Source organism: Janthinobacterium sp. TPC_1, from assembly GCF_056037845.1.
Map to the genome: position 1 here is coordinate 3,914,189 of NZ_CP195157.1, position 25,658 is coordinate 3,939,846.

Below are 25,658 nucleotides of genomic sequence, written 5' to 3' on the forward strand. Positions count from 1 at the left end.
GGCTTGGTTTTATTGTCGGGTCTGGTACTGCATGGTCAACTTATCGTGCATTCTGCGCCATTTGCCGCAGATGCCCCTTTAAAATCTTGCCGGTGGCGGCGGCCGGCAGCGCTTCCATGACGATGATGGCGGACGGGCACTTGTACGGCGACAGGGTCTGCGCCAGCCAGGCCTGCAATTCTGCCACGCTGGCGGGCTGGCGCGGATCCAGCTCCACATAGGCGATGACGTCCTCGTTGCCATCGGCCAGGGTGCGCCCGACCACGGCCGACTGCACCACGGAAGCGTGGGCGTTCAGGGCCGTTTCCACTTCCAGCGGATACACATTGAAGCCGGAGCGGATGATCAATTCCTTGGTGCGGCCCACGATGAAGAGGGCGCCGTCGAGGTCCTGGCGCGCCATGTCGCCCGTATTGAGCCAGCCGCCGTCGCGCATGGTGGCCGCCGTCATGGCCGGTTCGCGGTAATAGCCGGCCATGATGTTCGGCCCGCGTATCCATAATTCCCCCGGCTCGCCCGGCGCCACGTCAAGGCCATCGACGCTCACCACGCGCACTTCCACGCCAGGGATCGGCATGCCGACGGAATCGTCCTGGCGCGGCGTTTCCAGGCGCGTCTGGCTGATGGTGGGCGCGCTTTCCGTCATGCCGTAGCCATTGTGCAGCGCGGTGCCCAGCAGCTTTTCCACGTCGCGCTTGAGCGACGGCGCCAGCGGCGAGCCGCCCGCATACGCGAAGCGCAGCCGCGTGGGCAGCGGCGTGTCCGGGCCGCCCAGGGTTTGCAGCAGCTTGGCATACATGGCGGGCACGCCCTGCACGATGGTCAAGCCGTCGTCCTTCAGGGCCGAGAGCAGGCCGTCGACGGAAAAGCGCGGCACCAGGTACAAGGCGGCGCCCGCATACAGGGTGCCCCCAGGGCCACCGAGGCCAGGCCGTACACGTGCGAAATCGGCAGCACGCCGTAGGCGCGGTCGGAGCTGCTCAAGCCGCGCAGGGTGCTGGAAACGGCGGCGATGAACAGCAGGTTGCGGTGCGTGAGCATCACGCCTTTTGACTGCCCCGTCGTGCCCGTCGTGTAGATCAGCGCGGCCACCTGTTCGTTGCCGGGCACCGTGTCTTCCGCGATGGCTGCGTCGTTCAAGTCGCCCGCCAGCAGCTGGCCCATGCCGTCGACCGTGGCGCTGGCCGCGCCCAGACGCGCCGCATGCATGGCCGCTTCCGGCGAGGCGCCGGCCAGGAACAGCACGCGCCGCGCGGAACTGTGCGTGGCGATGGTGTCGATCTCGCGCGCCGACAGCCGGGCATTGACGTTGACGATCCACGCGTCGATGCTGGCGGCAGCAAAAATCAGCGCCACCTGCAGCGCGCAATTCTCGCCCACCACCATCAGGCGGTCGCCGGCGCGCACCTCCAGCCGGCGCAGCAGCTGCGCGGCGCTGTCCACACTGTGCTGCAGCTGAGCGTAGGTCCAGCTGCGCCCACCTTCGTGCAGCGCGGGCGCGTCCGGCGCGCGCGTCGCCCAATAGATGGGGATGGCCGACAGGCGCGCCGGCAAGTTGGCCAGCAGGGCGGGAATGTCCATCGCGGCCTCCTTCACTTTTGCGCTGCCTTGATCATGTTGCGGGCGATGACGATCTGCTGGATCTGCGTCGTGCCTTCGTAGATGCGGAACAGGCGCACGTCGCGGTAGAAACGCTCGGCCGCGTATTCGCTGATGTAGCCGGCGCCGCCGTGGATCTGCACGGAGCGGTCAGCGACTCTGCCGCACATTTCGGAGGCGAACAGCTTGCAGCACGACGCTTCCGTCGAAATGTCTTCCTTGTTGTCGCGCCGGCGCGCCGCGTCGAGCACCATGCTGCGCGCCGCATAGATTTCCGCCTTGCTATCGGCCAGCATGGCCTGGATCAGCTGGAATTCCGCGATAGGCTGGCCGAACTGCTGGCGCTCCATGGCGTAGGCCAGGGCGTCGGCCAGCATGCGTTCGGCCGCGCCCACGCAGACGGCGGCGATGTGCAGCCGGCCCTTGTCGAGCACTTTCATGGCTGTTTTAAAACCCACGCCTTCCTTGCCGCCGATGATGTTCGCGGCCGGCACACGGCAATTTTCGAAGATGACGTCGCAGGTATGCGCGCCTTGCTGGCCCATCTTTTTATCGATTTTTCCCAGCGAGAGGCCCGGCGTGTCCTTTTCCACGATGAAGGCGGAAATGGCCGAGGCGCCGCGCTTGACGGGGTCCGTGCGGGCCATGACGGTAAAGATGCTCGCCTCGGGCGCGTTGGTGATATAGCGCTTGCTGCCGTTGAGGATATAAAAGTCGCCATCGCGCACGGCCGTCGTGCGCAGCGAGGCAGCATCCGACCCCGATCCCGCTTCCGTCAAGGCGAACGAGCCGATGATCTCGCCGGCCGCCAGCTTGGGCAGATAGTATTGTTTTTGCGCTTCCGTGCCATCGATCACGATGCCTTGCGAGCCGATGCCGTTGTTCGTGCCGATCAGCGAGCGGAAGGCGGGCGAGGTGCGGGCGATCTCGAACGCGACGCGCACTTCCTCTTCCATGCTCAGTTCCAGGCCGCCGTAGGCTTCCGGGATGGACAGGCCGAACAGGCCCAGTTCGCGCATCTGCGCCACGATGGCGGGCGGGATCGTGTCCGTTTCGGCAACCAGCGCCTCGTTCGGGACCAGCACTTCGCGCACGAAACGGGCGATGCTGCCCAGCAGGATGTTCAGGGTTTCTTCGTCGCGTATCATCGGGTTCCTCGGCGCTGTGATTTGATCTGTTGTTAAGAGGGGGCGCGCAGTCTAACCGCGGCCCAGGTTTTTTTCCACTGTCTTGACCAGGGAGACCAGGCGCGGACCCAGGTCACCTTCGAGTTTTTCGCGCGACAGCAGGAAGGCGGGGCCGCCGCAATTGAAGGCCATCACCTGTTCGCCGTCGGCACCCAGCATCGGCACGCCCACGGCATGCACGTCGTTCTGCCACTCGCCGGCCGAAATGCAAAAGCCCCGGTCCTGGTAATCCTTGAAGCCTTGCTCGATGCCGGCCTTGATGCGCGGCCAGCGTTCCGTCTCGTGCACCCTGGCGTGATCCATCAGATAGTCGCGTTCGGCCTGCGGCAGGATGCACAGCAGGGCCTTGCCCATGGCCGTCGTCATCAGGGGAATGCGCGAACCGACGTCGAGGCGCAGCGTGACGTTGGCACTGCTGCGGCACGTCTCCACGTAGACCATGCTGAGGCGGTCGCGCGTGCCCAGCGACACGGAGGCCTGCGCATGTTCGGCCAGTTCCTCCATCAGCGGGCGCGCCATCTTGCGCACGTCGAGGTTCGACAGCATGCGGTAGCCGAGGGCCAGCACGCCGGCGCCCAGCTGGTACTTGCCCAGGCTGTCCGAATAATTCAGGTAACCGAGTTTTTTGTGAGGGTGTAGGTCAGGCGCGAAATGGTGGGCTTGGGGATGCCCGTGCGCTTGGCCATGTCCGCATTCGACAGGAATACTTCGCCGGGGCGAAAGCAGCGCAGTACTTCCAGTCCGCGCGCCAGCGCGTTGACGAACTGGCGGTCCTTGCCTTCCTCGTCATCGCTGAAGACGATGATTTCCGGATCCGCTGCGGCCTGAATATTTGTCATATTTGCATTCATTTTCGAACTCCCTGGAAATCAGTTTGCCTAGCCAAATTGGACGTGTCAATCGTTTTGTGAAACATTCGTTCGCACAGCGAAATGCTGCAGTGCATGAAAAAAGCGTGAGAAATTGACTTGCGCGAGGCCTTTTGGCCTTGCCGCTTGAGCATCGCTATATACATCTGTATATTGCGCCGTTGGATGACGGCCGCCGGATGCGCGGCCGCTTTTTTTGTATTTTTTTGTATATCGCTATATAAGCTGATATATAACGGAAGAGAACAACATGACGATGGTGAAACAGGTAATGGCAGGCGCCGTACTGCTGGCGCTGGCGCAGCAGGCTGCTGGCAAGGAAGACGTGGATGCGGCGGCGCCGTTCGTGCTGGGCACGGTGACGGTGATCGGCCAGCGCGAGCAGGCAGGCCAGATGGAACAGCAGGTGGGCACGCAAGTGAGCCGCGCCGAGATGCGCCGCTTTAACCGCGATAACGTGGGCGATGCCTTGAATTTGCTGTCCGGCGTGTCGCTGTCGACCAATTCGCGCAATGAGAAAACCGTCGCCATCCGCGGCTTCGATGCGCGCCAGGTGCCCCTGTACATCGACGGCATTCCCGTCTACGTGCCGTATGACGGCTACGTCGATTTCAACCGCTTTACGACGGCCGACCTGGCCGCCATCCAGGTGGCCAAGGGTTTCAGTTCCGTCGCGTATGGCGCCAATACCTTGGGCGGCGCCATCAACCTGGTGTCGCGCAAACCGACGGCGCGCCTTGAGGGAGACACCGTCCGTCGGTTTCGGTTCGGGCAGCGAGCGCCAGGTGTCGGCCAACGTCGGCACGAACCAGGGCCTGTGGTATCTGCAGGCGGGCGTGTCGTATATCGACAGCGACGGCTTCCCCATGTCGTCGGATTTCCGCCCCACGGCCACGGAAGACGGCGGCACACGCAATAACGCGTACCGCAAGGACCACAAGCTGTCGTTCAAGGTGGGGTACACGCCCGTGGGCGGCGACGAGTATGCTTTCAGCTACTACAAGCAGCATGGCGAAAAGGGCCAGCCGCCATCGACGAATCCCGTCGGCGCGCGCTACTGGCAATGGCCATACTGGAACAAGGAAAGCGTGTATGTCGTCTCGCAGACGCGCCTGGGCGACGCCGAGCGCCTGAAACTGCGCCTGTACCACGACAGCTACGACAATGAAATCACCTCGTACACGAATGGCAGCTACACGACCCTGAAAACCAGCGGCCAGGGAAGCGTCAGCGGCGGGCGCAGCATCTATAACGACCGCACGAACGGCGGCGCGGTGGAACTCGAATCGTTCCGCCTGGCCGCGCACAGCCTGCGCTTCGTGGCCAGCTACAAGGCCGACGAACACCAGGAACGCGATGGCAAGGGCGTGCGCAACACCTGGTACAAGGATGCGCTGTGGACCCTGGGCGCGGAAGACAGCATCGCCCTGAACGCCGCGACGGAACTGTCGCTGGGAGTGTCGCGCAATGAGCTGCGCCCGGACACGGTGTATAGCGCCGGCAATGCCTACACCTTGCCGGACAATCAATCGGCCACCGACCTGCAGGCGGGATTGTTCCACAAGACCGGTCTTGAATCGCGCGTGTACGCCACGGTGGCGCGCAAGTCGCGCCTGCCGACCCTGAAGGACCGCTACTCGCAGCGCCTGGGCACGTACATCGAAAACCCGGCCTTGCGCGCCGAGCAGGCGATGAATTACGAGCTGGGCTATCAGGGTAGCGTGCAGGGCACCAGCCTGGAAGCGGCGCTGTGTTCTACAGCGACGTGAAGGACAAGATCCAGAGCGTGGCGAATGTGGCCGGCGTGCGCGCGCAGATGCAGAACGCGGGCCGGGCGCACATCAGCGGCGTGGAACTGGGCTTGCGCGGCCGCGCCGGCGCCTGGCTCGATTTCGGCGGCAATTACACCTATACGGAGATGAAGAACGTCAGCGACCGCGCCATCCGCCTGACGGACGTGCCGCGCCACAAGCTGACGGCCCACGCCGTGCTGCACGCGGCGCGCCAGGTCGACGTGGTGGCCATCGCGGAAGCGAACAGCGGGCGCTGGGTCTCGAACACCCTGGAACTGGGCGGTTTTACGACGCTGAACTTGAAGGCCGTGTACCGGCCCGTGCCGGCCTTGAGCCTGGAAGCGGGCGTGAGCAACCTGGGCGACCGCAATTACGCGCTGGCCGACGGTTTCCCCAGCGCGGGCCGCACGTGGCTGGCCAATGCGCAGTACCAGTTCTGATTTGTCACTGTCATGAAAGGACACAGCATGTTGAAGAAGATATTGGCTGGCTTTACCTCGGCGGCGTTGCTGGCCGCGGCGCCCGCGTGGTCTGCCGCTCCCGCGCCTGCGCGCGACAACATGAGCCACGCGCTCGCCGTGACGGGCATGGTGGAAACGCCGTTGACCCTGAAGGTGGCCGACCTGCGCCAGCTGCCGCCGGCCAACGGCGGGGAAATCGCCGTCACGCGCCATAATGGCGACAAGGCCGAAACCATCACCAGCTACAAGGGCGTGCGCCTGCGCGACATCCTCGACAAGGCGGTGCTTGATGCGCCGGGCCACAATGACGTCAAGAAGCTCGCCATCATCGCCACGGCCACGGATGGCTACGCGGTGGTGTTTTCCTGGGGCGAGCTGTATAACGCGCCGGCCGGCGAGGGCGTCATCGTCTACTATGAAAAAAACGGCAAGGCCCTCGACGACAACGATGGTGAAATCGCGCTGATCTCGGCGAAGGATATCCGCACGGGCCCGCGCCACGTGAAGTGGCTGAACGGCGTCGAGGTGCGCAAGCTGGCGGAATGACGCGCAGCTGATGGAAAAAACGCGCCGTGGAGCCATCCCCGGCGCGTTTTTTTTATGCCGCCAGCGCTTGCCGCATGGCCTTGCCCGCCACGTCGAACAGACCGCGCGCCGCTGGCGTCAAGCCCAGCATGTGGATCGACGCGTGGATCATGCCATCGAGCTGCACGCATTGCGCCGCCACGCCGTCGTCGCGCAAGTACCGCGCATACGCCACGCCCTCGTCATGCAGCGGGTCGTATTCGCACACCAGCACCGTGGCCGGCGGCAAGTCCTTCAACGAGGCCGCCCGCAGGGGCGCTGCGTAAGGCTGCGCGCCGTCGGACGGCTCGTTCAGGTAGGCCGACCAGCAAAAGCGCATCGCTTCCCGCGTCAGCGAATGGCCTTCCGCATAGCGCTGGTACGAAGTCGTGTCGAAGGCAAAATCGAGCGCCGGGTACAGCAGCAGCTGGTGCGCCAGCGCGGGTCCCGCCTGGTCGCGCGCCATCAGGGCGGCGGCCGCCGCCAGGTTGCCGCCCGCGCTGTCGCCGCCCACGGCCAGCCGTTTCGCATCGATGCCCAGCGCCGCCGCATGTTCGGCGACCCAGCACAAGGCCCGGTAAAAGTCGTCCAGCGGCACGGGGAACTTGTGCTCGGGTGCCAGCCGGTAGTCGACGGAAAAGATCACGCAGCCGGTGGCGTTGGCCAGCGCGCGGCACGGATTGTCGTACAGGTCCAGCGAACACAGGCACCATCCGCCGCCATGCGCAAAGACGATGGCGGGCAGGGGCTGGCCCGTCTCCGCGCCGGCCGGCACGTAGGCGCGCACGGTCAGCGCATGCTCGCCCGGCAGCACGTAATCCTTGATCGAGGCGACATCCTCGAGTGGCCCGTGCAGCTGTCGCAAGCCCGTTTCCGTGGCCGCGCGCAGGTCCGCCAGCGAGGCGGGCGGCGGCGCATCCCTGCTCTGTTCCAGCCAGGCGGCGATCAGCGGGTCGAGGCTCATGCCGCATCTCCCGCCAGGAAGGGCAGCAGGTGGGCGATGAACGCTTCCGGCTGTTCTTCCATGATGAAGTGGCCGCATTCGGCGACGATGGCGCCTTTTAGATTGCCCGCCTTGCCCTGCATGGTCAGCAGGGGAGCGTCATTCGTCGCATGGTCGGCGCCGATGGCCAGCACGGGCATGGCCAGACTCTTTTTCGCCCGTTCCAGGTTTTGCCGGATGGTTTCGGGAATGGCGCGGTAGTAGGCGAAGCCGGCGCGCAGGGCGCCTGGCGTGGCATACGCGTCCGCATACACGTCGACGGCCACCTTGTCGCGGCGGTACGACCAGCGGTCCAGGATGAAGCGGATGTATTCGCGCTCCTTGCCCGCCGTGAGCATTTCCGGCAAGTCCAGCACCTGGTTGAACATGAAGTGCCACAGGAAGATGTTGTCGGACGGCGCGACGAAAATCGGCGGCGCGGGCGCCAGGCCGGGAATCACGGCTTCCGTCAGCGCCAGTTTCGTCACGGCTTGCGGGAAATCGCTGGCCAGCGCATAGCCGACCCACATGCCGATGTCGTGGCCGACGACGTCGTACTGCGCGTGGCCCAGGGCCAGCATGGCGCGGTGCAGGGTGGCGGCAACGGCGCCCGTGTCGTAGCCGCCGGCCGGACGTTCCGAGTGTCCGCTGCCGGGCGGATCGATGGCGATGGCCTGGTAGCCGCTGGCGGCCAGCGCCGCCATCACGTGGCGCCACGCATACCAGGTTTGCGGCCAGCCGGGGATCAGCAGCACGGGTTTGCCTTCGCCGGCGATGACGCAATGCAGGCGCTGGCCGTCGATGCGCACATAGTCGTGGGTGTAGCTGTCTTCATTCTGATGCATGGCAAGTCCTTGTATTGATTCAGTTAATTAGTCGATTAGTTGTGCGTGATGCCGAGCAGGGTATTGATCTGCTGCGCACTGACGGGGGCGCCGGCGAAATCGTCGAAGATCTTGTCGGTCACGGGAATGATGTGGGCGTTGATGAACGCCACGCCTTCGCGCGCACCCACCTCCTGGTCCTTCAGGCAGCATTCCCATTCCAGCGTCGCCCAGCCCGCGTAGTCGTTCTGCGCCATCTTCGAGAAGATCGCCTTGAAGTCGACCTGGCCGTCGCCCAGCGAACGGAAGCGCCCAGCGCGGTTTTCCCACGACTGGTAGCCGCCGTAGATGCCTTGCCGCCCCGTCGGATTGAATTCCGCATCCTTCACATGGAACATGCGGATATGGTCCTTGTAGATATCGATGAATTCCAGGTAGTTCAGCTGCTGCAGCACGAAGTGGCTGGGGTCGAACAGCATCTTGCAGCGCGGGTGGCGGCCTACGCGCTCGTAAAACATCTCGAAGCTGATGCCGTCATGCAGGTCTTCGCTCGGGTGGATTTCGTAGCACAGGTTGATGCCTTGTTCCTCGCACACGTCGAGGATGGGCAGCCAGCGGCGTGCCAGCTCGTCGAAGGCCGCCTCGATCAGGCCGGGCGGGCGCTGCGGGAACGGGAACAGGTAGGGCCAGGCGAATGAGCCGGAGAACGTGCCCATGTCGGTCAGGCCCAGGCGTTTCGAGGCCATGGCCGCCAGTTTCACTTGCTCGATGGCCCACTCGGTGCGCGCAGCCGGCTGGCCGTGCAGGTGTGCCGGCGCAAAGCTGTCGCACAGCGCGTCGTAGGCCGGGTGCACGGCGACCAGCTGGCCGAGGATGTGCGTCGTCAGTTCGCTGATGACGAGGCCATGGCTGGCCAGCATGGCAACCAGGTCGTCGCAGTATTGCTGGCTGTGCGCCGCTTGCGCCACGTCGAACAGGCGCGCATCCCAGGCGGGAATCTGCAGGGCCTTGAAGCCCATGCCGGCCGCCCATTCGGCGATGGCGGGCAGGGTGTTGAAGGGCGCCGTGTCGGCGGCGAATTGTGCCAGGTGCAGGCTTGGTCCTTGGATGGTTTTCATATCGGCTCCTATTGTTTGTCGATCGACAAAGAATAGGCGAAATTGTTGGCGCGGTCAAGCCCGTGATGCAAAATAAATGGCGAACGCGCCGCGGGCGCCAGGCGTTATACTGGCCGCCAGTTCGTAAGCAGAGGATCAAGATGGCAGGAAGACCGAGGGAATTCGACCGCGCGCTGGCGCTGGCAAAAGCGCGCGACGCGTTCTGGACGCGCGGCTATGAAGGCGTATCGATGGCCGACCTGGTGGCGGCGCTGGGCATCGCCTCGGCGCGCATTTATGCGGCGTTCGGCTCGAAGGAGCAGCTGTTCCGCGAAGCCGTGGAGCTATACGAGTCAGGCGAGGGCGCGTTTGCCGTGCATGCGCTGGCGGCCAGCCTGAACGTGCGCGACGCGGTGGCGCGCATGCTGGAAGAGGCCGTGCTGCTGTACACGCGCAGCGGCCAGCCGCAAGGCTGCATGGTGGTGACGGCCGCCACGAATACGAGCGCGGACAACGCGGGCATCGCCGACGAGGCTGGCGCAGCACCGCCGCGCGCGCACGCAAGCCGTCATCGAGCGCCTGCGCGCGGCGCAACTGGCAGGGGAATTAAAAGAGGATGCGGACGTGCAGGCGCTGGGCGACTACTATGCGGCCTTGCTGCACGGCCTGTCGGTGCAGGCGCGCGACGGCATTCCCGCCGAACGGCTGCTGGCGCTGATCACGCCGGCGATGGCGCCCTTGGCGCTGGAAATGAACAAGCAGACTATCTAAGCGCTAGTGACTGTGCTTAAGTCTTGACGTCGATCAGGCTGCCCAGGGCCTGGTCGGCCGCCTTGACGACGTTCGCCGACAGGTTAAAACCGGCCTTGTAGACGAGGTTATCGGTCAGTTCGGAGGCCAGGCCGACGCCGTTCGGCCGGCTTTCGGCCGCCTTGGCCGCGGTCGCATTGGCGCCGCTGACGCTTTCCGTGGCGGCCAGCTTGCGCCCTTCCACGGAGAGGGTGACGCCCGTGCCGGCCGGGCTGGCTTCCTGGAACCCGGCTTGCTGCGGCTGGAAGCCGGGCGTATTCGCATTGGCGATATTGTTGGCGGCCACGTCCAGCGCGCGCTGGTTGGCGGTCAGCCCCGAGGTACCGGTGGTGAGGGCGGATATGGACATGGCAACTCCTTCAGAATGCGTCCAGTTTACTCCTTCCGGCGGGAAAAGTGGCTGATGGTGGTTGGTGTAGGGCAACAATTTTTTCCGCAGGTAGTTGCCGTAAAAAATATGTGCATCACGTAATTTTTTTATATTGTTCTGTGCTACTTCACTGTCTAGACTGGCAGGGAAGTCATTCACGGAGTCCGTCATTTTCCACCTGCTTCGCCCCATTTTGCTGGTTTTTTTGCTCTGCCTGCCTTGCCTGCCCCTGAAAGCCGAGCTTGCCTACGCGCAACTACCGCTCGACGCGCGCCTGAACGAGCAGGTGCTCATGGTGCCGGCTGGCGACGGCTTGCGCGAAGCGCTGGAAACGACGGTATTCCGGCCCGCCGGCCCCGGCCCGTTTCCCCTGCTGCTGATGAATCACGGCAAGCAGCCCGGCCCGGCCCGGCTGCAGCAGCGCGAGCGCTTCATCTATATGGCGACCGAGTTCGTGCGCCGCGGCTACGCCGTGATGCTGCCCATGCGCGCCGGCTTTGCGCGCTCCACGGGCGCCTACCGCGATTTCGGCTGCGACATGCTGGGCAACGCCCAGGGCCAGGCGCGCGACATGCTCGCCGCGCTGGCATATGCGCGCCGCCAGAGCTGGGTCGACCCGCAGCGCATCGTCGTCGCGGGGCAGTCGTATGGCGGCATGGCGGCGCTGGCGCTGGCCACCCGGGTGCTGCCCGGCGTGCGCGGCGTGCTCAATTTTTCCGGTGGCCTGCGCGTCGACATGCCCGGCTGCGACTGGCAAGGGGCGCTGGCCAAGACTTTCGCCACCCTGGGCGCCTACAACCACATTCCCAGCCTGTGGCTGTATGGCGCGAACGACGCGTATTTTTCGCCGGCGCTGGCGCGGCGGCTGTTCAATTCCTTTACCGGTTCCGGCGGCCGGGCGCAACTGCTGGCCTATGGCCCGTTCAAGCGCGACGCCCACCTGACCCTGGGCAGCCGCGATGGCGTGGCCGTGTGGCTGCCCGCCACCGAGCGCTTCCTGCAGAGAATCGGCATGCCGGTGCGCCAGGTCTATCGCGTGGCCGATGCGCCGCCGCCGCCCGCCACGCATTTCGCGCCGCAGGACGATATCGCCGCCGTGCCGTACCTGGAAGAGCAGGGCCGCGCCGCCTACCGCGTCTTCCTGGAGAAAACCGCGCCGCGCGCCTTTGCCCTGTCGGCCAGCGGCGCCTGGGGCTGGGCGGAAGAGGGCGAAAGCCCCGATGTGCGTGCGCTCGCTTCGTGCCAGCGCCGCAGCAGCCTGCCATGCCAGCTGTATTCGGTCGATGAAAGCGTTGTTTGGCCGGTCGCGGGCGCCAGTGCGGGCGCCGCCGGCGGCGCGCAATAGGCTGCCGCGCACGATAGTTGTCGCCGAAACGGGGGATGGGCGAATATACTAGGGGAAAAGGGAGGCGTTGCGCTTCCCGTCCGCCCTTATCATCAGCGAGAATTCACCCTTATGGCGTCATCCCCAGAAAACCTCAGCATGGCCGTGTTTTGCGACTTCGAGAACGTCGCGCTCGGCGTGCGAGATGCAAATTACGAAAAATTCGATATCAAGCCCATCCTCGAACGCTTGCTGCTCAAGGGCAGTATCGTTGTCAAGAAGGCATATTGCGACTGGGACCGTTATAAAAGTTTCAAGGGCACCATGCATGAGGCGAACTTCGAACTGATCGAAATTCCCCACGTGCGCCAGTCCGGCAAGAATTCGGCCGACATCCGCCTGGTGGTCGATGCGCTGGACCTGTGCTACACCAAGGCCCACGTGAACACCTTCGTCATCATCAGCGGCGATTCCGATTTTTCGCCGCTGGTGTCGAAACTGCGTGAAAACGCCAAGCAGGTGATCGGCGTGGGCGTCAAGCAGTCGACCTCCGACCTGCTGGTGGCGAACTGCGACGAATTCATTTTCTACGATGACCTGGTGCGCGAGAGCCGCCGCACGGCCGCCAAGCGCGACGCGCGCGACACGCCTGCGCCTAAGCGTTCGGCCGACGAAGAAGTGCGCCGCAAGGAAAAATACGAGTCGCGCAAGACGGAAGCGATCGAAATGGCCGTCGAAACGTTCGACGCGCTGGTATCCGAACGGGGCGACAGCGGCAAGATCTGGGCTTCGATGCTGAAGGAAGCGATCAAGCGCCGCAAGCCGGACTTCAGCGAGTCCTACTACGGTTTCCGCACCTTCGGCAACCTGCTGGAAGAAGCGCAGACGCGCGGCTTGCTGGAATTTGGCCGCGACGAAAAATCGGGCGCCTATGTCTACCGCAGCAGCGGCCTGGTGCCTGTCGCTGCGCCCGTGAACGGGGAAGTCGCCAGTGAAGTCATCGCCAGCGGCGAAGCCGGCGCGACGGCGAAGAGGGCAATCACCGCGAAGGCGGCAGTCGCCGCGATTCGCGCCGCAATGGCCGTGGCGGCCGCAAGCAGAACGAGCAACGCCGCGGCGAGTCCGCGCCACAGGCTTTCGTGCCGGTGGCCGACGCCGAAACAACCGTCATCGAGCAGTATGCGCCGGCGCCGCAGCCCGAGGTGGTGCACGAAGTGGCCGAAGCCGCAGTCGAGGTCGCGGCGGAAGAGGGCAACGCCAAGCGCGGTTCGCGCCGCAATGGCCGTGGCGGCCGCAAGAATGGCGATGGCGGCCGTGAAGCGCGTGCCGAAGTGGCCGAAGTGGCGCCAGCGCCCGAACCGGTGCCTGAGCCAGTCGCCGAAGTGATCGTGGAAGCCGCCGCCGAAGCGAAGCCGAAGGCCAAGCCGCGCACGCCAGCGCGCAAGACTGCAGCGGCGAAAAAGCCGGCCAGGAAGGCGGCCGATACCGTGGCGGAAGCGGCGCCTGTGATTGAGGCGGCGCCGGTGGAAGCGGCCGTCGTGGCGGAAGACAAGCCTGCCAAGGCCCCGCGCAAGACCCCGGCACGCCGTCCCGCGCGCAAGAAGGCGGAAGCTGCCTGATAGTTTGAGCAGGAACAAGCGGGGCGGCAATCGCATGCGCCCCGGCTTTTCCTGTGTCTGCCTTGCGCAAACCGCGCACCCCGATCTCCCCAAGCGTGTAGGATGAGCCTGTTTTTAACGCAGCGGGCGGTCAAGCATGTACCACGGTGAACGGTTCAACAGCATTTCCCATACGGTGGGCGCCGCGCTGGCGGCCATCGGCGGCGTCATCCTGATCGTCGCGGCGGCCCGCACGGGCGACCCCTGGAAAATCGTCAGCTGCAGCGTGTATGCGGCCATGCTGCTGACCCTGTACCTCACTTCCACCCTGTATCACAGCGTGCGCGGCAAGGCCAAGGCCGTGCTGCAGCGGCTCGACCATTGCGCCATCTACCTGCTCATCGCGGGCACCTACACGCCCTTCATGCTGGTGACCCTGCGCGGGCCGTGGGGCTGGTCGCTGTTCGGCGTCGTCTGGGGCCTCGCGCTGTTTGGCATCGTGCAGGAATATGTGTACGCGAAAGGCGCGCGCATCCTGTCGCTGGTGATTTACGTGGCCATGGGCTGGCTCATCGTCATCGGCATCAAGCCGCTGCTGGCGGCGCTCGAGTGGAACGGCTTCCTGTGGCTGGTGGCGGGCGGGCTGTGCTACACGGGCGGCATCGCTTTCTACGCCACCGACCACAAGCTGCGCCATGGCCACGGCATCTGGCATTTGTTCGTGCTGGCCGGCAGCAGCTGCCATTTTATCGCCATTTTGTTCTACGTTGCCTGACGTTGCCTGCAGCCATCACTGTTGCCGTGATTCCATTATAATGGCGCGATATGTGAAAATAGCGCAACAATGCGGCAATAATAAGGCAACAATGGATATCAATTCGGACGACCTGAAAATCTTCGTCACCGTCATCGACAGCGGCACCCTGAGCGCGGCCGCCGTGCACCTGGGACAAACCACCTCGGGCGTCAGCCGCGCCCTGTCGCGGCTGGAAGACAAGCTGGCCACGTCGCTGCTGACGCGCACCACGCGGCGCATGGAGCTGACGGAAGAGGGGCAGCTGTTCCTGGACAAGGCGCGCGCCATCCTCGCCTCGATGGAAGACGTGGAAGAGTCGATCCGCATCCGCCGCCAGAAGCCGGCCGGGCGGCTGTCCGTCGATGCCGCCTCGCCCTTCATGCTCCACTGCGTGGTGCCGCACGTGGCCGAGTTTCGCGCCATGTACCCGGACATCCGCCTGGAGCTGACCAGCAACGACCAGATCGCCGACCTGCTCGAACACCGCACCGATATCGCCATCCGCATCGGCGCGCTGGTCGATTCGACCCTGCATGCGCGCGCCCTGACTGCCAGCCCGCTGCACGTGCTGGCCACGCCCGCCTACCTGGCACGCCACGGCGAACCGGCCACGCCGGAAGACCTGTCCGGCCATGCGCTGCTGGGCTTTGCCCAATACGACCTGGGGAATAACTGGCCGCTGCAGCACGCCGCGGGCAACAGCCTGCAGATCGTGCCCGCGCTGGCCGCCTCCAGCGGCGAAACCCTGCGCCAGCTGGCCCTGCACGACCAGGGCATCGTCTGCCTGTCCGACTTCATGACGCGTGACGACATCGCCGCCGGCCGCCTGGTGAAAGTGCTGCAGCCATTCTACACGGGCTACCGCCAGCAGATCCACGCCGTCTACTACCGCAATACGCAGCTGGCGCAGCGCATCAGCTGCTTCCTCGAATTCCTGCAACAGAAGCTGTAAGGCCCGGACATGAGCGCACATGGCATGCAATGCCCCACCTGCGACGGATATGGCGACCTGGTGCACGCCACGGTCCGCCAGACGGGCCAGCAGGTGATCGTTTGCACGGAATGCGATTTCGTGTGGCCGCATCCCGAGCAGGACATTGATCCGGCGCATGCCACGGATGTGGCATCCCTGCTGGCGCAATCCGGCCTGGACGACGACTGGGACGAGCTCGAACTTGGGGCAAGGGTGCCTGCCCGATAGCCCGTGATGGCTGCCCAGCGCAGCATCAGCGGTTTCTGGCATTCCCGCAGCAACAGCTGCAGTGGTCACGTGAGAATGTACGTATTTCTTATCAGATCAGACATGTTAGCATGTTGCAACTCAATATATTGCAAAAAAAACATGAAAAAACCTCTTTTCCTGATTGTCTTGCTGTGTGCGTCCAGTTCTGGTGCAGCCGAGATCACTTACGCTGGCGAGGCGGATTGCCGCGTTGCAGAGCATGCGCGGGTTGCCGGGCACGTGGCGTACTGGAGTGGTGCCTGCAAGGAAGGCTATGCCAGCGGACCTGGTGCATTGCAGTGGAGCAAGGACGGCAAGGCGACGGAACGCTATGAAGGTGTGTTGAGCGAGGGGAGGCCGGAGGGCGAAGGCATCGCGCAGTGGGCGGATGGTAGCTTGCATAAAGGCAACTATCAGAGTGGCATGCTGGAGGGCCCTGGCCTGATCGTATTTGCGGACAAGGCAAAGATGACCGCCACATTCGAGCGCGATACGCCAGCCGGTCCCGTGACGGTGACAGCGCGAAATGGCAACCGCTATGAGGGGGGCTGGCAGAATGGTCCGGAAGGCAGCGGCAGCATGACATTTGCGTTGGGCGGCATCTACCGGGGCGCTTGGCACGAAGGGCATCCTATGGGGGACGGCGAAATACTATACCCGAACGGACAAGTGCTGAAGGGACGCTTCCATGGCAGCTTTCAGCTGACGCAACAGCCTGGGGAGCTTGCGACACCGAGGCTGTATGACATCAAGCAGAAAGACGGATACATCGGCTCGAATATTCCGCCGGTTGTCAGCAGCGGTCATGTCGTACCGCCGGAAAAATCGTATGCCGAGTTGACGGGGGAGCAGCAAACGCTCATCAAGCGCCATTACCCCGTGTTGCAGGATGATGATGTGCCGCCCTATCGGAAAAGGGCCAGCTGCCCGTGTTTCGCGCCATGCGCCATCTGATTTCGTATGGGGGCATTACCGGTGTATTGCGTGCCAATGTCAGTATCAACGAAAATGGCGTGCCACAGAGCGTCGCCATGCTGGAAAGTCCCGACAGCGAGGCTACTAGGCTGGCAGCGTCTGTCTTTATGCTCACCAAATATACGCCAGGCCGATGCGCGGGCCAACCCTGCGCGATGGTGGTGCCGTTCAGTTTTTCGCTCAGTTTCATGCAGTAGCGTCGCGGGCGGGCCACAACTGCTGCATGCCTGTCATTTTGCATGAGTGAGATACATACATTGCTGAAATAGTTTCCATTGTTCACGGCTGCAGGGCTGCCGATAAGCCGGACGCATGATGCTGAAGGGCCTGATTCAGGCGACCACGCTGATGTCGCTGCGCAGCAGCTGTTCCACTTCATGCGCGGGCAGCGGCCGGCTGAAATAATAGCCTTGCGCTTCGTCGCAACCGTGGCTGCGCAGATAATCGAGCTGCTCCGCCGTTTCCACGCCTTCGGCCACCACGCGCAGTTTCAGATTGTGCGCCAGCGCGATGATGGAGACGACGATGGCCGCGTCGTCCGCGTCGCGCGCCACGTCGTTGATGAAGCTGCGGTCGATCTTCAGCACGTCGATGGGGAAGGTGCGCAGGTAGGCGAAGCTGGAATAACCGGTGCCGAAATCGTCGATCGACAGCTGCACTCCCAGCGCCTTCATGTCGTGCAGCTGGCTCACGGCCAGCGCCACATCGTGCATGAACAGGCTTTCCGTCAATTCCAGTTCCAGGCAGGCCGGCGCCAGGCCCGTTTCAAGCAGCACTGCGGCGATCGATGCCACCAGATTCGGCTCGTTGAACTGGCGCGCCGACAGGTTCACGGCCAGGCGCAGATTGTCCAGCCCCGCCATATGCCAGGCCTTGACCTGGGCGCACGCTTCGCGCATGACCCAGGCGCCGATCGGCACGATCAGGCCCCTATCCTCGGCCAGCGCGATGAAGCGGTTCGGCGCCACCATGCCCAGGTCCGGATGCTGCCAGCGCAGCAGCGCCTCCACGCCGACGATGCGCCCGCTGGCCAGGTCCAGCTGCGGCTGGTAATGCAGCACGAACTGCTCGCGTTCGAGGGCGGCGTTGCGCAGCGCCGTCTCGATGCGCAGGCGCTCCAGGGTGGCCTGGTTCATGGCCGTCGTGTAGAACTTGATGTTGTTGCGGCCCTGTTTCTTGGCGCAGTACATGGCGATGTCGGCCTGCTCGATCAGGTTCTGCGTTTCGCCATTCAGGGTCACGTCGCCGGGGGCGTCGTAGCGCGACATGTCGTAGACGGCCACGCCGATGCTGCAGGTGACGAAGAACTCCTTGCCATCTAACAATACCGGCTGGGCCACGGCATCCATCACGCGCTGCACGATGGCGGCGCTGAGGGTTTCATCGGCCTGTTCGCACAGGATGGCGACGAATTCATCGCCGGACAGGCGCGCCACCGTATCGGTTTCGCGCAGGCTGGCCTGCAGGCGCGTGGCGATGGTTTTCAGCAGCAGATCGCCGGCCTTGTGACCCAGGCTGTCGTTGACGAACTTGAAGCGGTCGAGGTCGATCAACAGCACCCACAGCGCGCGGTTCTTGCGGCGCGACAGGGCCATCGCTTGCGCCAGGCGGTCGCGCAGCAGGGCGCGGTTGGGCAAGCCCGTCAGCACGTCGTGGTGGGCGATGTGCTGGATTTGCTGCTCGGCCAGCTTGCGTTCCGTGATTTCGGAACCCGTGCCCCGGTAGCCGCGAAACTCGCCCAGTTCGTTGAACAGCGGTTCGCCATTGACGCTGAACCAGCGCAGCTGGCCATTGCGGTCCTGCATCGCGTATTCGAGGTTGGAAAAGGGCAGGTGGGCTTCCAGGTTGGCGATATGCTGCTTGCCCCAGCGCGAATTGCGCATCTCCGGGTTGTTGTCCCAGCGCGTCATGCCGATGAAGCGTTCCAGCGGCATGTTCGACTTGTCCGTGAAACCGCTGGTGATGTGGGTGAAGCAGAAGTTGGCGTCCTGTTCCCAGTACCAGTCCGAGGACAGGGCCAGCAGGCGGCGGAAGCGCTTTTCGCTTTCCTGCAAGGCGCGCTCGGTGCGCTGGCGCGCCCGCACGTCGGCGCTGAGCAGCTCATTGCTGCGCTTGAGGTCGGCCGTGCGCTGCTCCACCAGCAGTTGCACGCGGCGCGAGCGCTGCGTCAGCGACTGCACGAAGGCGGCCGTCAGCATGCTGAACAGCAAACCCATGATCAGGGTGAACAGCGAACCCAGGTGGTCGGCCAGGAAGGGGCGCGGATGGGCCACCACGCGCACATGCCACGGCCGGCCGGCGGAAACGAAGGCCCGGTCGTAATGGCTGTGGTAGGCAAATTGCAGCCAGCGTGGCAGCGATTCCCAGGCGCCGCCCGCTTCGACAGCAGGCGCCTGGCCATGCCGGAAGATCAATTGGCGCGGGTCGGCGCCGGCGTCGGCATAGACGCTCAGTTCGAGCTGCGGGTCGCCCAGCAAGTCGGCGCCGGCGAGGATTTTCTGCACCAGTTCCCCGGCACGCACGATGACCGCCGTATCGCCGATCAGCGCCGCGCGCCGCTGCGGTACCGTCTGCAGGGGCACGCCGTGGCGGTACACGGGACGCACGATGACGAAGCCCTGCTGCGGTCCCTGCGCCAGGGCCAGCAGGCCGGTGGCGGTGGTCTGGCCGCTGATGATCGCCTGCTCCAGCGCACGCGCCAGCACGCCGTTCGGGCTGACGTTCAGGCCGAAGGCGGGGCGGTTGCCCTGCAGGGGCTCGAGGTAGTCCACCACCAGGTAGCTGGCGCGCGTCGTCGCGGGCACGATGACGCCGTCGTGCATTTCCGTCATGGCGTAATCGGGCACGATGCGCCGCAGCCCGGCCTCGAAGGCGTCGCGCTGGGCATGCGGCACGATACGGTGGAAATTGAAGGCCTGGATGAACGGGTGGCGCTGCAGCAGCGGCGTGGTGAAGGCATGGAACTGCTCGCGCGTGACGGGCACGACGGCGGAAAACAGCTGGTTCGTCGTCGTCAGCACCTCGACCGCATCGTCGAGCCCCTGCTCGATGGCGGCCACCCTGGCACCGGCGCGCTGCTGCAGGCTCAGGCCCATCTTGTCGTATTCGAGCTGGCTGATGGCGGCGAACAGCACGGCCGTCACGCTGACGCCGCAGGCGAAGGTCAGCGCGGCCGCGGCGGAAATCGACAATGGCAGGCGGCCACGCAGCATGGGTTTTCCTATCTCACTTCATGGACACAATTGCTCGGCAGCACCTGCGGGCCCGCGCAGGCCGTAGTTTGTCATAAACCACATCCATCATGCGAATTTTGCACCAGATCGCTGCTAATAAGCAACAATATCTATGGCCATGGCGGACGACTATCAGTTGTCGGGTGCGCCTGATTGCCGGCGCAAGCGCCACAACTGCCATGCCGGCAGCCAGCGGTTCAGGAACGCCAGGCCGCATACCCGGCGCCAGCGCACCAGCCGCACCATGCGCACGGCGCGGCCCGCCCCGAGCTTGTCCGGCCTGGCGGCGAAGAGGATGCGGTTGTTGCCGGCGATGCCGTCGAACTGGCACACGGCGCCGCGGAAGGTCAGCATCAGGCGTTCCAGCATGGCGGGGTAGTGCTCGTCATAACTGAACAGGTTGGCCACCAGCACGCCGCCGGGCAACAGGGTGCGCAGGCAGTCCGCATAGAAGCGCGCGCTGCCCAGGGCCGGCGGCAGGCCCGTTTCGTCATAGCCGTCGAGCAGCAGCACGTCGGCGCAGCCCGGATGCTGGCGGATATAGCTGACGGCATCCGTCTCGATGATGCGCAGGCGCGCGTCGTCGGGCGGCAGCATGAATTGCTCGCGCAGGGCGATCACGTCGGCGCGCAGTTCCAGCACCGTGATGCGCGTTTCGGGCAGGTGCCGGTGGCAGAATTTCAGCAGCGAGCCGCCGCCCAGGCCCACCATCAGGATGTGGCGGGGATGCGGCACGAACAGGGTAAAGCACATCATGGCGCGCGCATAGCGCAGCAGCAGATGGTCGGGGCGCGACAGCAGCATTTCGCTCTGGATCATGCCTGGCTGGAATTCCAGCCGGCGCCGGTCGCCGCAGGTATGCACCTGCGGGGCAAGTGGGGTGGTGCTTCTGTTTTCCGGCATGGGGCGACTTCGCTGAGTGGACAGGGGGAGATGCTTTGTTGCATTCAGAGAAATCTGATAAGCTCCCGTGAGCATACCCGATTAATCCGCGCCGAGCATGCGTAACGGTACGCGGCGGCACGGCCGCGCAGTCGGGCACCATGGAGACAAGCATGTTTTTGGATCACCCCATCATTACGGCGACGAACAGTTTTACCGAACCTGACCGCATCGAGCGGCTGACGCGCGTGTATGGTTACGCGGCGGCGCTGGCCGACCAGGCCGAAAATTTCGGCTTCATTGAAAAAGTGGCGCAAAATCCACGATCACAAGGGCACCCTCATCGTGTTCTGGCATGAAGTTCCCAGCGACGTGGAAAAGCAGTATTTCGTGCAGGCCTGGGCCAGCAAGGTCGGCGACGGCAGCACCAATGTCGAACACGAGATCTGACCCGGCGCGGCGCGCCAGCGCGGCGATACTGTAAGCCATGGATATCAAGACCCTGGTACTGGCCCTGGCGCTCGGCAACCTGAGCCTGTGCGCGGCCCTGTTCTTCTTCGAGTACGAGCGCAAGAAGTCGCTCAGCATGTCCACCTGGGCGGTGGCCAAGCAATGCCAGGCCGTGGCCTGGTGTTTGCTGTATTTTCGCGGCGTGCTGCCCGATTTCCTCTCCATCCTGCTCGGCAACAGCCTGCTGTTTGCCGGCATGGCGCTGGACGCGGGCGCGCTGTGGCAGGCGGCCGGACGCAGCGGCTGGCGCCGCTACATATTGCCGGCGCTGGGCGCGGCGATCGGCCTGTTTGCCGCCTGCTACCTGTTCGACGTGGCGCCATTGCTGCGCAGCGCCGGCGGTTCGCTGATCGTGGCCGGCTTTTTCCTCGCTGGCGTGGCGGCGCTGTGCCTGAAATGGCGCGAGGCGAGCATGCTGCGCCGCTTCCTCGTCGTCAGCATGGGCCTGCTGTCTGCTGCTGATCGCGGCGCGCGGCGTGCTCGCCGCCGCCGTCCCGGCTTTTGACGCGGAGCTGCTGCAGCTGGCCGGTTTTGGCGCCCTGTACCTGATGATGCTGACGAACGCCTTCGGCTATCTGCTGCTGTCGCGCGAAAAACTGGGCGGCGAACTGGCGCGCCTGGAAGTGCTGGACGCGGCCACGGGCGTGCCGAACCGGCGCGGTTTTTACCAGGCGCTGGCGCCGTGGATGGCGCTGGCGCGCCGGCCCGGCTTGCCGACGGCGCTGGTGGTGCTCAATATCGACCATTTCAAGCGCGTCAACGACAGCTATGGCCATCCGGTGGGCGATGCGGTGCTTAAAACCATCGTCGACACGTGCCGCCAGCAGCTGCGCGACAGCGACCTGATGGGCCGCCTGGGCGGCGCCGAATTCGCCATCCAATTGCCGCGCACGAGCCTGGCCGATGCACTGATGGTGGCCGAGCGCATCCGCGCCGCCGTCGAGGCGCTGCCCGTCAGACGGACGGAGCGCGCCGTGCTGCAGCTGACGGCCAGCCTGGGCGTGACCACCATCCGCGCCGAAGACAGCACCGTCAGCCTGTTCAAGCGGGCCGACGAGGCGCTGCAGGCGGCCAAGCAGGCGGGCCGCAACAGGGTGGTGGAGGCGCAGGGCTCCAGCACCCTCGATATATAAACCGGACTAATAAACCGGATTATTTCTTGCGCGAGCCCAGCCAGCTCGGTTCCTTGCCGCACTCCTTGGGCAGGAACAGGGCGCCCAGGCCGGGATCGCAGCGCCGGTCCGGCGCCTTCATCGGCTCGACGGTGAGCCATTCGCTCTTGGGCAGTATCTTTTCTTCGCGTGGCGCCACGGGCGGCGCGGGCGGCAGGCTGTCTTGCCAGCGTGCCTCTGCGGCGGGCGCGGGCGGGGTGGCCCAGTTTGCATCCACCTGCGCTGCCTGCGTTGGCGGCGCAGGCGGCGTGTCCGCATGCGCGGCGGCGCACAGCAGGCTGCTCGCGAAGATGGCTAATACGGTGACGGTGCGCGTGGCTGCGCTGCTTGCTCGTTTCATGGTGTGTCCTTGGTCGGTGGCGGGAGGGCCTGCCCTGCAGTATGACGGATTCAGGAAGTAAAAAGACAAGGAAATTGCAACGGCATGTTACCAAAGGGACTATAGTTACTGGTAGCAAGCAGGTGCACTGTGGCAAGGTGATTGAAAGGTGAGCCAGGCGCGGGCGCCGGCACCCGGACATGTGCATTCCCTAACATTCATTTAAGCTAAGCAAGTTATGCTGTGGGGTGCACGCTCGCCCCTCTTGTCGTCCGCACCGCAGTTCCCCTTTCTTACTCTTGCCAGGCCCATAATGAAAATGCTCAAATCCCTGCCTGTATGGCCGCTTGCCGCCCCGCTTGCCGGCTGGCTGTTCCTGTTCGGTTCCACCTTCAATGTCGGCGGCTACTACCAGATCCTGCTGGTCGCTGGCCTGATCGGCAGCGTGCTGGCCGCCGTGTACCACGCGGAAGTGGTGGCGCACCGCATCGGCGAACCGTATGGCACCCTGGTGCTGGCGCTGGCCGTAACCCTGATCGAGGTGGCGCTGATCGTCTCGCTGATGCTGGCCGGCGGGCCGGAGACGACGGGCCTGGCGCGCGACACCGTGTTTGCCGCCATCATGATCATTTTGAACGGCATCGTCGGCATCTGCCTGTTGCTGGGTGCCGGGCGCCATCGCGAGCAGACTTTCGGCTTGCTGGGCGTGAGCGCCTCGCTGGCCACCCTGGCCGCCATCGCCATTCTGACCTTGGTGCTGCCGAACTACACCTCGAGCGCCGCCGGCCCCTTCTACAATTCCAGCCAACTCATTTTCATCGCCGTCATCTCGCTGGTCTTGTACGGCACCTTCGTGCTGGTGCAGACGGTGCGCCACCGCGACTACTTCCTGCCCAAGGAAGCCGTCGGCGACGAAGAGGTGCATGCGGCGCCGCCCACGCCCACCGTCGCCTGGGTCAGCGCCGGCGCGCTGCTGGTGTGCCTTGGAGCCGTGGTGCTGCTGGCCAAGTCGCTGGCGCCCGCGCTGGAGACGGCGATTGCCGCCATGGGCGCGCCGAAAACCCTGGTCGGCATCGTCATCGCCGCCATCGTGCTGCTGCCCGAAGGCCTGGCCGCCGTGCGCGCCGCGCGCGCCAACCGTCTGCAAACGAGCTTGAACCTGGCGCTCGGCTCCGCGCTGGCCAGCATCGGCCTGACGATACCCGCCGTGGTGGTCGTGTCGCTGGCCACGGGCCTGACGATTACCCTGGGACTCGATATCAAATCGACAGTGCTGTTGCTGCTGTCGCTGATGGTGGCCACCCTGTCGCTGGGGCACGGGCCGCACCACGGTCATGCAGGGCACGGTGCACCTGGTGATTTTCGCCGTTTATTTATTTACCACCATCGTGCCGTAAGCGCCACGGCTGGCCGCCGTTTTGTCACAATCCTGTCACGCCGCTGTCATACGATGAGGGTAGTGTGGTAGGATTTTTAAATCGTCTAAATGATTTATATAGTTTAGCAACTGATTTTGCCAACTTTTTTCAGTTGGTGCAGCAATGACAAGACAAGAGGCCAGTATGTATGCAGCGGTGGACCTGGGGTCCAACAGTTTTCGTTTACACGTCGGCAAGCATGATGGCGACACCATCCGCGTGGTCAAGAGCGTGCGCGACCCGATACGCCTGGCCGCCGGCCTGGACACCAATGGCGACCTGACCGAGGCGGCCATGCAGGGCGCGCTGGCCTGCCTGCAGCGCTTTCGCGCCATCCTGGCAGGTTTCGAGCTTGAAGCCGTGCGCGTGGTGGCCACGTCGGCCATGCGCGTGGCGCGCAACGGCGCCGTCTTCCTGCCGCTGGCAGAGCAAGCCATCGGCTACCCGATCGAAATCATCTCGGGCGAGGAAGAGGGGCGCCTGATCTACATGGGCGTGGCCAATGCGCTGGCCATTCCCGGCGAACGCCGCCTGGTGATGGATATCGGCGGCGGTTCGACCGAACTGATACTGGGGCGCGGCAACGATATCGAGCGCGTCGAGTCGTTCAGCCTGGGCACGGTCAAGCAAAGCCTGTCGTTCTTCATCGGCGGGCGCATCGACGCGCCGTCGTTCGAGGCGGCCATCCTGTCGGCGCGCAGCCATTTCGAGGATGCCGCGCCGCCGTACCACCCGCAGCACTGGAAGACGGCCTACGGCTCTTCCGGCACCATCCGCACCATCGCCGACATCATCGCCCGCAATAAGCTTGGCGACGGCTTGCTTACCAGCGCCAGCCTCGACGCGCTGGCGCGGCGCTTCATCGAACTCGGTCACACCAGCCGCATCGACATGCCCGGCCTGCTGCGCCCCGACCGCGCCAGCACCATCGTCGGCGGCCTGGCCATCTTGATCGGCCTGTTCCGCGAACTGGCGATTCCCGCCATGACGCCGATCGAGGCGGGCCTGCGCATGGGCGTGATGTGGGATTTGTACCTGCGTTCGACCAAGCGCGACCGCCGCGAACAGTCGGTGCAGGGCTGCATGGAGAAATTCCACATCGACCAGCAGCGCGCCGGCCGGGTGGCGCAGCAGGCGCTGGCCCTGTACGCACAGCTCAAGCCCACCTCCGACGCCCTGGTGAAAAGCCTGCGCTGGAGCAGCCTGCTGCACGAGGTGGGGCTGGCCGTGTCGCAGACGGGCTACCACAAGCACGCGTCCTACATCGTGGAAAACGCGGACTTGCCCGGCTTTACCACGCGCGAACAGAAGACCATGAGCCGCTTGATCCTGGCGCAGAAGGGCAACCTGCGCAAGATCGGCGAAGTGCTGTCCGACCCCGATTTCGCCAAGGCCGTGCTGGCGCTGCGCCTGTCGATTTTGCTCATGCATGCGCGCATCGAGGCCGATTTCAGCGAACTGCGCCTGCGCATGAAGAGCCGCATCGAGCTCGACATCAAGCGCGGCTGGGTGGCGCACCATCCCACCGTGTCGTTCTGGATCGAGAAGGAGCAGGAATTCTGGGACGAGGTCGGGGTCGATTTCACCATCCGCGCCAGCGCGTGAGAGGGTGTCTGTCGTGCGCATGGTTTGATGTGCAGCAAGCAAGATTTC

21 protein-coding genes and 6 pseudogenes are annotated in these 25,658 nt (G+C 64.6%); 17 read left to right on the plus strand and 10 right to left on the minus strand.

The features are described 5' to 3' along the window. Positions 1-40: 40 nt before the first annotated feature. The 3 genes and pseudogenes from ACQVLG_RS19280 to ACQVLG_RS19290 all read right to left on the minus strand — a co-directional run bounded on the left by ACQVLG_RS19280 (position 41) and on the right by ACQVLG_RS19290 (position 3,625). A pseudogene (locus ACQVLG_RS19280) lies at positions 41-1,581 on the minus strand (class I adenylate-forming enzyme family protein). Between the two features lie 11 nt (positions 1,582-1,592). Then, positions 1,593-2,747, minus strand: a complete 1,155-nt coding sequence (locus tag ACQVLG_RS19285; protein ID WP_474290655.1) for an acyl-CoA dehydrogenase family protein — start codon at positions 2,745-2,747, stop codon at positions 1,593-1,595. 51 nt (positions 2,748-2,798) lie between these two features. Then, positions 2,799-3,625: pseudogene (locus ACQVLG_RS19290) on the minus strand (IclR family transcriptional regulator). A gap of 280 nt (positions 3,626-3,905) precedes the next feature. Between ACQVLG_RS19290 and ACQVLG_RS19295 the strand changes: the two are divergent. The 3 genes from ACQVLG_RS19295 to ACQVLG_RS19305 all read left to right on the plus strand — a co-directional run bounded on the left by ACQVLG_RS19295 (position 3,906) and on the right by ACQVLG_RS19305 (position 6,455). After that, positions 3,906-4,574 carry a TonB-dependent receptor plug domain-containing protein gene (locus ACQVLG_RS19295; RefSeq protein ID WP_474290656.1) on the plus strand — a complete coding sequence of 223 codons (669 nt, stop codon included), beginning with the start codon at positions 3,906-3,908 and terminating at the stop codon, positions 4,572-4,574. 831 nt (positions 4,575-5,405) lie between these two features. Beyond that, positions 5,406-5,888: a TonB-dependent receptor domain-containing protein gene (locus ACQVLG_RS19300; RefSeq protein ID WP_474290657.1), complete on the plus strand. Its 483-nt coding sequence runs from the start codon at positions 5,406-5,408 to the stop codon at positions 5,886-5,888. 27 nt (positions 5,889-5,915) lie between these two features. Then, complete coding sequence (locus ACQVLG_RS19305; protein WP_474290658.1) at positions 5,916-6,455, plus strand: molybdopterin-dependent oxidoreductase; 540 nt, start codon at positions 5,916-5,918, stop codon at positions 6,453-6,455. A 52-nt stretch (positions 6,456-6,507) separates the two neighbouring features. Here the strand turns inward: ACQVLG_RS19305 and ACQVLG_RS19310 are convergent, their stop codons facing one another. From ACQVLG_RS19310 to ACQVLG_RS19320, 3 genes are read right to left on the minus strand one after another with little or no spacing between them, the layout of a single operon-like run. Further along, a complete protein-coding gene (locus ACQVLG_RS19310) occupies positions 6,508-7,437 on the minus strand; it encodes an alpha/beta hydrolase (protein ID WP_474290659.1) in 930 nt (309 codons plus the stop codon). Further along, complete coding sequence (locus ACQVLG_RS19315) at positions 7,434-8,300, minus strand: alpha/beta fold hydrolase (protein WP_474290660.1); 867 nt, start codon at positions 8,298-8,300, stop codon at positions 7,434-7,436. Before ACQVLG_RS19315 ends, ACQVLG_RS19310 begins: the two co-directional genes overlap by 4 nt. Before the next feature lie 35 nt (positions 8,301-8,335). After that, on the minus strand, positions 8,336-9,397 hold the full coding sequence (locus tag ACQVLG_RS19320; RefSeq protein ID WP_099664526.1) for a sugar phosphate isomerase/epimerase family protein: 1,062 nt from the start codon (positions 9,395-9,397) through the stop codon (positions 8,336-8,338). A gap of 140 nt (positions 9,398-9,537) precedes the next feature. On the opposite strand from ACQVLG_RS19320, the pseudogene ACQVLG_RS19325 reads away from it, so the two are divergent. Then, a pseudogene (locus ACQVLG_RS19325) lies at positions 9,538-10,147 on the plus strand (TetR/AcrR family transcriptional regulator). Between the two features lie 16 nt (positions 10,148-10,163). Here the strand turns inward: ACQVLG_RS19325 and ACQVLG_RS19330 are convergent. Then, positions 10,164-10,535: a flagellar basal body protein gene (locus ACQVLG_RS19330; RefSeq protein ID WP_230540839.1), complete on the minus strand. Its 372-nt coding sequence runs from the start codon at positions 10,533-10,535 to the stop codon at positions 10,164-10,166. 226 nt (positions 10,536-10,761) lie between these two features. Here ACQVLG_RS19330 and ACQVLG_RS19335 point away from each other — a divergent pair, with 226 nt between their 5' ends. From ACQVLG_RS19335 to ACQVLG_RS19370, 8 genes and pseudogenes are all read left to right on the plus strand, one after another. Beyond that, positions 10,762-11,901: a dienelactone hydrolase family protein gene (locus ACQVLG_RS19335; protein WP_230540838.1), complete on the plus strand. Its 1,140-nt coding sequence runs from the start codon at positions 10,762-10,764 to the stop codon at positions 11,899-11,901. A gap of 111 nt (positions 11,902-12,012) precedes the next feature. After that, positions 12,013-12,832, plus strand: a pseudogene (locus ACQVLG_RS19340) (NYN domain-containing protein); the annotation flags it as partial. Positions 12,833-13,241: 409 nt separating this feature from the next. Further along, positions 13,242-13,499: a hypothetical protein gene (locus ACQVLG_RS19345; RefSeq protein WP_474290661.1), complete on the plus strand. Its 258-nt coding sequence runs from the start codon at positions 13,242-13,244 to the stop codon at positions 13,497-13,499. A gap of 136 nt (positions 13,500-13,635) precedes the next feature. Continuing rightward, positions 13,636-14,253, plus strand: a complete 618-nt coding sequence (gene trhA, locus ACQVLG_RS19350; protein WP_070222989.1) for a PAQR family membrane homeostasis protein TrhA — start codon at positions 13,636-13,638, stop codon at positions 14,251-14,253. 91 nt (positions 14,254-14,344) lie between these two features. Continuing rightward, on the plus strand, positions 14,345-15,226 hold the full coding sequence (locus ACQVLG_RS19355) for a LysR substrate-binding domain-containing protein (protein WP_474290662.1): 882 nt from the start codon (positions 14,345-14,347) through the stop codon (positions 15,224-15,226). Between the two features lie 9 nt (positions 15,227-15,235). Beyond that, positions 15,236-15,475 (plus strand): hypothetical protein, encoded by a 240-nt coding sequence (locus ACQVLG_RS19360; protein WP_474290663.1) that lies wholly within the window; start codon positions 15,236-15,238, stop codon positions 15,473-15,475. 141 nt (positions 15,476-15,616) lie between these two features. Then, on the plus strand, positions 15,617-16,450 hold the full coding sequence (locus ACQVLG_RS19365; RefSeq protein WP_474290664.1) for an MORN repeat-containing protein: 834 nt from the start codon (positions 15,617-15,619) through the stop codon (positions 16,448-16,450). Further along, positions 16,438-16,668, plus strand: coding sequence for an energy transducer TonB (locus ACQVLG_RS19370; RefSeq protein ID WP_474290665.1), 231 nt, complete (start codon positions 16,438-16,440; stop codon positions 16,666-16,668). Before ACQVLG_RS19365 ends, ACQVLG_RS19370 begins: the two co-directional genes overlap by 13 nt. A gap of 135 nt (positions 16,669-16,803) precedes the next feature. Here the strand turns inward: ACQVLG_RS19370 and ACQVLG_RS19375 are convergent, their stop codons facing one another. Together ACQVLG_RS19375 and ACQVLG_RS19380 are read right to left on the minus strand one after the other, a co-directional pair. Continuing rightward, complete coding sequence (locus ACQVLG_RS19375) at positions 16,804-19,683, minus strand: bifunctional diguanylate cyclase/phosphodiesterase (RefSeq protein ID WP_474290666.1); 2,880 nt, start codon at positions 19,681-19,683, stop codon at positions 16,804-16,806. 153 nt (positions 19,684-19,836) lie between these two features. Continuing rightward, complete coding sequence (locus tag ACQVLG_RS19380; RefSeq protein WP_474290667.1) at positions 19,837-20,607, minus strand: spermine/spermidine synthase domain-containing protein; 771 nt, start codon at positions 20,605-20,607, stop codon at positions 19,837-19,839. Between the two features lie 152 nt (positions 20,608-20,759). Between ACQVLG_RS19380 and ACQVLG_RS19385 the strand changes: the two are divergent. The 3 genes and pseudogenes from ACQVLG_RS19385 to ACQVLG_RS19395 all read left to right on the plus strand — a co-directional run bounded on the left by ACQVLG_RS19385 (position 20,760) and on the right by ACQVLG_RS19395 (position 22,229). Continuing rightward, a pseudogene (locus tag ACQVLG_RS19385) lies at positions 20,760-21,036 on the plus strand (hypothetical protein). A 37-nt stretch (positions 21,037-21,073) separates the two neighbouring features. After that, positions 21,074-21,601 carry a hypothetical protein gene (locus ACQVLG_RS19390; RefSeq protein ID WP_474290668.1) on the plus strand — a complete coding sequence of 176 codons (528 nt, stop codon included), beginning with the start codon at positions 21,074-21,076 and terminating at the stop codon, positions 21,599-21,601. Further along, positions 21,573-22,229, plus strand: a complete 657-nt coding sequence (locus tag ACQVLG_RS19395) for a GGDEF domain-containing protein (protein WP_474290669.1) — start codon at positions 21,573-21,575, stop codon at positions 22,227-22,229. Before ACQVLG_RS19390 ends, ACQVLG_RS19395 begins: the two co-directional genes overlap by 29 nt. A 19-nt stretch (positions 22,230-22,248) precedes the next feature. Here ACQVLG_RS19395 and ACQVLG_RS19400 read toward each other — a convergent pair whose 3' ends face one another. After that, complete coding sequence (locus ACQVLG_RS19400) at positions 22,249-22,608, minus strand: hypothetical protein (protein WP_474290670.1); 360 nt, start codon at positions 22,606-22,608, stop codon at positions 22,249-22,251. A 292-nt stretch (positions 22,609-22,900) separates the two neighbouring features. Here ACQVLG_RS19400 and ACQVLG_RS19405 point away from each other — a divergent pair. Continuing rightward, positions 22,901-23,984: pseudogene (locus ACQVLG_RS19405) on the plus strand (calcium:cation antiporter). A 165-nt stretch (positions 23,985-24,149) separates the two neighbouring features. After that, positions 24,150-25,610, plus strand: coding sequence for a Ppx/GppA phosphatase family protein (locus ACQVLG_RS19410; RefSeq protein ID WP_474290671.1), 1,461 nt, complete (start codon positions 24,150-24,152; stop codon positions 25,608-25,610). Positions 25,611-25,658: the final 48 nt, after the last annotated feature.